Source organism: Streptococcus sp. 4155 (assembly GCF_013276695.1).
Classification (GTDB): Bacteria; Bacillota; Bacilli; order Lactobacillales; family Streptococcaceae; genus Streptococcus; species Streptococcus pseudopneumoniae.
In genome coordinates, this window is record NZ_VMLM01000096.1 from 1 (window position 1) to 1,874 (window position 1,874).

The 1,874-nt window shown below is 41.0% G+C and carries 2 protein-coding genes; one reads left to right on the top strand and one right to left on the bottom strand.

Annotated features, from left to right (window positions below; translation table 11 throughout):
• Positions 1 to 102: helix-turn-helix domain-containing protein (locus HT715_RS10560; RefSeq protein ID WP_172922944.1), on the bottom strand; the 102-nt coding region annotated here is incomplete at its 3' end.
• Positions 103 to 504: 402 nt separating this feature from the next.
• On the opposite strand from HT715_RS10560, the gene tuf reads away from it, so the two are divergent.
• Positions 505 to 1,701 carry an elongation factor Tu gene (gene tuf, locus HT715_RS10565; protein ID WP_001040724.1) on the top strand — a complete coding sequence of 399 codons (1,197 nt, stop codon included), beginning with the start codon at positions 505 to 507 and terminating at the stop codon, positions 1,699 to 1,701.
• Positions 1,702 to 1,874: the final 173 nt, after the last annotated feature.

Genomic DNA, 1,874 nt, shown 5'->3' on the forward strand with positions numbered 1-1,874 from the left:
GGCGATTTCTCTATTTGATTTCCCTTCCTTTTTCCATCGTTCGATTAAGCGACGGCTATCGATTGTCAAATGTTTGGCTTTTGTAGTATAATGGTTTTTCATCTCTGTGCCTTTCTTGTGTTTGTGATTGAACAACAAGTATAACACAGAGGTGTTTTCTTATGCCTAGAAGAGCTTTCATTTGACAAGAGGAACCCTTGAAGCAGTTTTGTCAGCTAAACCAAGGCTAATCTTAGCCTTGGCTTGTCAGCCTAACAGCATCAAGCCTCTTATCAAATGAAATCGAGTACTAGCTATCAGCTAGTTAAAACATCTAATTTTTAGGAGGGCTGGGTGACTAACTTCATTATAGAACTTTCAGTTAAATTTTTACCAAGAATAATTCACAAAAACGTTGTAAAACACTTGCAATTTAGCTGAAATTTGATAAAATAGTAAGGAAAGTTAGACTGTATTGCCTACTGTCTATCTATAAAATATATTTTATTGGAGGCTTTTACTCAAATGGCAAAAGAAAAATACGATCGTAGTAAACCACACGTTAATATTGGTACTATCGGACACGTTGACCACGGTAAAACTACCCTAACTGCAGCTATCACAACTGTTTTGGCACGTCGCTTGCCTTCATCAGTTAACCAACCTAAAGACTATGCGTCTATCGATGCTGCTCCAGAAGAACGCGAACGCGGTATCACTATCAACACTGCACACGTTGAGTACGAAACTGAAAAACGTCACTACGCTCACATCGACGCTCCAGGACACGCGGACTACGTTAAAAACATGATCACTGGTGCCGCTCAAATGGACGGAGCTATCCTTGTAGTAGCTTCAACTGACGGACCAATGCCACAAACTCGTGAGCACATCCTTCTTTCACGTCAGGTTGGTGTTAAACACCTTATCGTCTTCATGAACAAAGTTGACTTGGTTGACGACGAAGAATTGCTTGAATTGGTTGAAATGGAAATCCGTGACCTATTGTCAGAATATGACTTCCCAGGTGACGATCTTCCAGTTATCCAAGGTTCAGCTCTTAAAGCCCTTGAAGGTGACTCTAAATACGAAGACATCGTTATGGAATTGATGAACACAGTTGATGAGTACATCCCAGAACCAGAACGTGACACTGACAAACCATTGCTTCTTCCAGTCGAGGACGTATTCTCAATCACTGGACGTGGTACAGTTGCTTCAGGACGTATCGACCGTGGTATCGTTAAAGTCAACGACGAAATCGAAATCGTTGGTATCAAAGAAGAAACTCAAAAAGCAGTTGTTACTGGTGTTGAAATGTTCCGTAAACAACTTGACGAAGGTCTTGCCGGAGATAACGTAGGTGTCCTTCTTCGTGGTGTTCAACGTGATGAAATCGAACGTGGACAAGTTATCGCTAAACCAGGTTCAATCAACCCACACACTAAATTCAAAGGTGAAGTCTACATCCTTACTAAAGAAGAAGGTGGACGTCACACTCCATTCTTCAACAACTACCGTCCACAATTCTACTTCCGTACTACTGACGTTACAGGTTCAATCGAACTTCCAGCAGGTACTGAAATGGTAATGCCTGGTGATAACGTGACAATCGACGTTGAGTTGATTCACCCAATCGCCGTAGAACAAGGTACTACATTCTCTATCCGTGAGGGTGGACGTACTGTTGGTTCAGGTATGGTTACAGAAATCGAAGCTTAATTCGATTTAGTTCCCAGAAGAACAATTATTTAAGTCAGACACTAAAAGAATCTTGCATTGCAAGGTTCTTTTTTTTCAGATATTGAACTAATACTCAATGAAAATCACAGAGCAAACTAGGAAGCTAACCGCAGGCTGCTCAAAACATGTTTTTGAGGTTGTAGATAAGACTG